The organism is Henriciella aquimarina, from assembly GCF_002088975.1.
Taxonomy (GTDB): domain Bacteria; phylum Pseudomonadota; class Alphaproteobacteria; order Caulobacterales; family Hyphomonadaceae; genus Henriciella; species Henriciella aquimarina.
The window spans coordinates 1-5290 of sequence record NZ_NCST01000070.1; the positions used below are offsets into that span (position 1 = coordinate 1).

General features: G+C 58.7%; 4 protein-coding genes. 2 read left to right on the forward strand and 2 right to left on the reverse strand.

From position 1 onward, the window contains the following. Positions 1-183: 183 nt before the first annotated feature. Entirely contained in the window at positions 184-1104 is a 921-nt protein-coding gene (locus B8784_RS11085; RefSeq protein ID WP_084396516.1) for a transposase, read from the forward strand. Between the two features lie 118 nt (positions 1105-1222). Continuing rightward, positions 1223-2005, forward strand: a complete 783-nt coding sequence (locus B8784_RS11090) for an SDR family NAD(P)-dependent oxidoreductase (protein ID WP_084398023.1) — start codon at positions 1223-1225, stop codon at positions 2003-2005. Positions 2006-2010: 5 nt separating this feature from the next. On the opposite strand, the gene B8784_RS11095 is transcribed toward B8784_RS11090, so the two are convergent. Together B8784_RS11095 and B8784_RS11100 are read right to left on the reverse strand one after the other, a co-directional pair. Continuing rightward, complete coding sequence (locus tag B8784_RS11095; RefSeq protein ID WP_084398024.1) at positions 2011-2766, reverse strand: SDR family oxidoreductase; 756 nt, start codon at positions 2764-2766, stop codon at positions 2011-2013. A 144-nt stretch (positions 2767-2910) separates the two neighbouring features. Then, positions 2911-4968 carry a YecA/YgfB family protein gene (locus B8784_RS11100; protein ID WP_407646484.1) on the reverse strand — a complete coding sequence of 686 codons (2058 nt, stop codon included), beginning with the start codon at positions 4966-4968 and terminating at the stop codon, positions 2911-2913. Positions 4969-5290: the final 322 nt, after the last annotated feature.

Sequence of the window (5290 nt, forward strand, 5' to 3'; positions counted from 1 at the left end):
CTCATCCTTGTCTGTTTGAAGTGTGCGATAGAGGGGTGGCAGGCGAGACCCCGTTCTCATCCTTGATTTGACGGATCGTGGCTCAGCCAGGGGCTCGCCTGCCGGGTACGACAGTTGTGTCGCCTGAACAGTTGCCAGGGGCGGTGACAGCCGACCCCGTATGACAAGGACAGGATTTTCTTCATGTCACACCCTGCTCTCGGCGTCGATATTTCCAAGACGCATCTCGATGTCTTCGATCCGCGTGACGGCTGCTTTCACCGGCTGTCCAATGATGCGGCAGGGCTCGATACCCTCTGTCTGCTGGCTCCCCCATCCATCGTCTTCGAGGCCACAGGCCCTTATGGCGAAGCGCTCGAACGGGCGATGAGCCAGGCTGGCGTGCGGATGTACCGGGTCAACCCGCGCCAGGCGCGCGAGTTTGCCCGCGCCTCTGGCGTGCTGGCCAAGACAGACCGTGTCGATGCCCGGCTCCTGTCGGCCATGGCCGGCCAGATCAGCCTGCCGGTGCACGTCCCACCCGCACCCGGCGTGCAGGTCCTGCGCGAGCTTCACGCCTACCGGCATGATCTTGTTGAAGCCCGAAAAGCCTGTCTCAACCAGCTCGAACGCTATCGCTGCGGCCCGCTGGTGCGGCGGCTGAAAGCCAGGATCGCAGGCCTGACCCGACAGATCGTCACCATGGACAAGGAGATCGCGGTCCATATCGAGGCCGATGACACCCTGGCTGGCCGGGCCCGCCTCATCGCCAGCGAACCGGGCGTCGGACCGGTCACAACCGCAGCCCTGCTCGCCTTCCTGCCAGAGCTCGGACACCTGGCCCGAAGACCCATCGCAGCCCTTGCAGGCCTTGCTCCCCATGCCCATGAAAGCGGAAGCTTCAGGGGAAAACGCCGGGTCTGGGGCGGGCGCGCAAGGGTGCGCGAAGCACTCTACCTCGCCGCCCTCTCAGCCTCGCGCCATCACCCAAGGCTCAAGCAGACCTACTGCGCCATGCGAACCGCTGGAAAACCTCCAAAGCTCGCCCTCATCGCTATCGCCAGAAAACTCCTCACAATCCTCAACGCAAAACTCAGAAAACATGACATCCAATACAGTTGCTGAGCCTGCCGAAGGATGAAGCCACCTGCAGCCCTCCCCACACGTCACCCATGGACGAAACCCACGCCCGGCGCCTACACCCTATCCCTGATAGACAGACACATCGGAGAGGAGACCCGCCATGGAGCCGTATCAGGAGCTGTCCCGCTCGATCGCAGGCAAGACCGCCCTCATCACAGGCGCAGCCAGCGGCATGGGCCGGGCCACCGCCCACCTCTTCGCGCGCGAGGGCGCCAATGTCGCCGTCACCGATCTCGACCCGGAGGCCGTCGAGGCGGTCGTGCAGGAGATAAAGGACGCCGGCATCACCCATGTGCGCGGCTGGACGATGGACGTCTCCGACCCCGACACGATCAAGCGCGTCATCGACGAGACGGCGGCCCATTTCGGTGGGCTGGAAATCCTCGTCAACAATGCCGGTTTCGCCATGCTCGCCGATCTCGGCGAGGAGGGCTATGAGGACTCCTGGGACAAGAGCCTCAACGTCATGCTGAGCTCGCACCAGCGCGCTGCCGCCGCTGCCCTGCCGCATATGCGCAAGGCCGGCTGGGGCCGCATCGTCAACGTCTCCTCCACTGAGGGCCTTGGCGCGACCCCGCACAATTCCCCCTATGCCGCCGCCAAGCACGGCGTGATCGGCCTGACGCGCGGCCTCGCGGTCGATCTCGGGCGGGAAAACATCACGGTGAACTGCATCTGCCCCGGCCCGATCCGCACCGGCATCACCGACGCCATCCCCGACGAGCACAAGGAAATCTTCGCCAAGCGCCGTGTGCCGCTACGCCGCTATGGCATTCCCGAAGAGGTCGCCAATATCACGCTGTCGGTCGTGCTCCCGGCGGCGAGCTTCCTCAATGGCGTGCACATCCCGGTCGATGGCGGGCTGACGATCAAGAACGCCTGAGCCGGCTAGTCCGGCATGTGCAGTTTCTGCCCCGTCACCGCGCCGCCATCAATGACGAACTCGCTGCCGGTCGAGAAGGTCGCCTCGGTCATCAGGAAGCGCACCATGCGGGCGACCTCGTCGGCCTCGCCGAAGCGCGGCATGGGCTGGGCTTCGACCATCTCCTGGCCGAAATCCGACGTCATCGGCGTCGTGATCGGCCCCGGATGCAGCGACACCACGCGGATGCCCGCCTCGCTCAGGTCCAGCGCGGCCGCCTTGGTCAGGCCGCGCACGCCCCACTTGCTGGAGACATAGGCCGCGAGCCCCGCATAGCCCTGCAGGCCCGCCGTCGAGGAGGTGTTCACGATCACCCCGCCGCCGGCCTCGCGCAGCACCGGCGCACAGACATGCAGGCCCAGGAAAGCGCCGTAAAGATTGACGTCGAGCACCTTGCGGAAGTCGCCCGGCGTGCAGGTCTCGACCCCGCCATAGGCGAGGATGCCGGCATTGTTGAACAGCGCATTGAGCCCGCCAAACGCCTCTTTCGCCGCCGCCACCGCCGCGCGCCAGTCGGCTTCCTTCGTGACGTCGAGAGATTGATAGACGACGCGCTCGCCCAGCTCTGCAGCCAGCGCCTCGCCCTCCTCATCGAGGACGTCGGCCACCATGACCTGCGCGCCCGCCTCGGCGAGCAGCCGCGCGGTGGCCGCCCCGATGCCGCGCGCCCCGCCGGTCACGAGCACGCGAAGGGTCTCGGCGGGTATCGGTTGCGTGGTCATGCGGCACTTCCTGCAGTCTATTGGGGCTCAGATGGCCCCAGTCTGCGGGAGCGGCCCGCCGCATGAAATGCGGAAAAGCCCTTAGTGAGAGGGGGAGTGGCCGGCGTGCACCCCCCTCGATGGCAGACTGAAGATCAAGACCGCTTAAGTGAGATTATCTTTTTCTGGCAGGCAGCAGCGCTTGTATTTTTTCCCGCTACCGCAGGGGCATGGCGAATTCCGACCTGGCTTCTTCTGACCTGATGCGACGGCAGAATTCAGTCTTGTGGCTTTCGATGCTTCTTCAAGTGAAGGATCGTACTTCCAAGGCTGTTTGAGTTGCACAGCCGCCGTCAGTTCCCCTGTTGCGCTAAGCAGGATCCCAAACCAAACATCACTACGACTTATATACTTCCGGATTTGGCAATGTGCGCTGAGTCGAGCTTTCGCTTCGCTATCGGACCTTCTACTTCGGTGTACGGTTATGCCAGACGTAGCTTTGCCAAACAGCATAGTGAAGTCCTGCTGCTCCGCGCCTTCATTCATGTTTGAGGCCATCAGATCACAGTAACGGTTGAACTCCCTCACGCTGGTTTCATCCAGCTCCAACATTAGTAGACCCAATTCAATCGCCGTTGGGTGAGCCTCACGCTCAATTTGAGAAATCAGTCGATCAAACGGTGTGCCTACGAACTTTGTGAGGATGCCCTCAGGAGTTCGTTGCCCGGGAACACTTTCGCGCCTCGCTGTCATTGCGATGTCTAGATCCACTGAAATGTCATCGCCCAACATCATGAAGGTGAGGTCGTCGCGTACCCACAAGTTCATTTTCAGGTGATATGACAGAAGCGTCAGCTCGTGACCCGAAAGTAACTGATCCCCGAATTTAGCCCTTAACTCCAAATAACTGAGGAGCCTGAGTGGCGTATTCAGCATTTCCGTAATTGCATCGAGTGCAAAAACATCGGTGACCAAGGGTACCGCTACTCTTGGATGATCCTCAATTTTCAGAAACTGGCGAGATTGGAAGCTTAATGACGGATAGTGATCCGCCACAACGCAGATTGGGAGAATCCTCGAGAGCGGTTCAGCTAATTGTATGGAGGAGCCATCTTGAGCAACCAATTTGTGACTATCGGCTAAAAGCGCTTCGGCACAGGCGAAAGCTTGATCGGCGGCTTGTTGAACAGCTTTCTTAAAATCCGACTGTAGTTGCCCGTCGTTGCCTTTGCGCGCCTTAAGAGTAAGACGCTTTGTTTTCGCTTGGAGCACGATTGCACGGTCTCCAAAAACTGCGAGAACGTCTACTTCGCCAATGCGCTTTCCCTTACTTTCATAGATGTCGACGCCCCTATACGTCTGCGCCTCTCCAAAAATCTTCGAGAGAAACGATTCTGACAGTCTTTCAGCAAAGACACCTCTATTATTCGAGGCGACCGAACAGTACTCGGCGTCGTTGGACATCCAATAAAAGGGCGTCTCGTAAGCCGCCTGCGCTAACGCTTGGAATTGGAAGACGTAATACTCGCCTTTGGCGTGTTTCAGGATTGGATAAGCATTTGCGACGTTATAATCTGATAGAGAACTGAAGGTAGCGTTCCGATCGGAGCCATCATGAGCAAACGCATCTACAAAGGACTCAACTTCCTTTAAGTCTACGCATGACAGCTTAGAGATCGCCTCAAGGTCCAACCGGCATGCCGGCAAAACGGACCACTCCTCCACAGGCAGGCCTTCGAGGATAGGACGAAGATTACTGTGCTGCGAATTGAGAAAATGTAGTATGGCATCGAGAAGATGGGATACGTTCTTCGCATTGAAGTGCTTATGTTTAGTAATCCAGGCCGTGTCGTCGCCATACTTTTCCGAAAACCATTCCCGATACTGAAATGAATAGGCTGACTCGGCCGAATAGAAAATCGACTCACGCAAAACTGCCGCGTCCGCGAAAGGATTAGTTGAATTGTTTTCTGTCGATGGAAGCGATTCCATCATCGGGATTACTAGCGCTTGATGTAGTTCTTCTAGGAGCCTTTTTGCTTCGTCGATGTAATTCTGGAACACATCTGGCTTAGGTACATCAAAACTGATTGGGGCTTTCAGCATTAATCCATGCAGCGTGGAGAGCTCTGTGCCTATCAGCCTGTCGGCAGAGTACCTTGGCAAAAGGTCCTCTTTGGTTAGCTCTCCTGTGTAGCCGACGTAATTATATTCCCTACACATGATGGCCAAGGCATGCACAAATCCTGTTGAGGCACATAGTGTCTCTAGATCGGCGAATATCGCTGATTCTGAGCGGAGTGGGAGTCTTGGAGGATTGGGACGCCCATGGTGCGTCTGCGACTTCCTGGACCGTCGATTCTTGCTGCGCTTTTTACCCATTTCTACTTTTGTTTTAAACGATGCCAACTAATCTTATCGAGAGTCGCTCCAACCGGATAGCCATTCCCTCCTATCCTTCCCGCCATGACAGCCGAGCGGGATTTTCTGGCCGAGGGCCTCGAGGCGGTGCGCGATGTGGTGTGTGAGGCCATGGCGCGCGCCG

Coding starts and splice junctions, on each gene's coding strand:
- B8784_RS11085 (WP_084396516.1), top strand. CDS start 184: ATGTCACACCCTGCTCTCGGCGTCGATATTTCCAAGACGCATCTCGAT.
- B8784_RS11090 (WP_084398023.1), top strand. CDS start 1,223: ATGGAGCCGTATCAGGAGCTGTCCCGCTCGATCGCAGGCAAGACCGCC.
- B8784_RS11095 (WP_084398024.1), bottom strand. CDS start 2,766: ATGACCACGCAACCGATACCCGCCGAGACCCTTCGCGTGCTCGTGACC.
- B8784_RS11100 (WP_407646484.1), bottom strand. CDS start 4,968: ATGTGTAGGGAATATAATTACGTCGGCTACACAGGAGAGCTAACCAAA.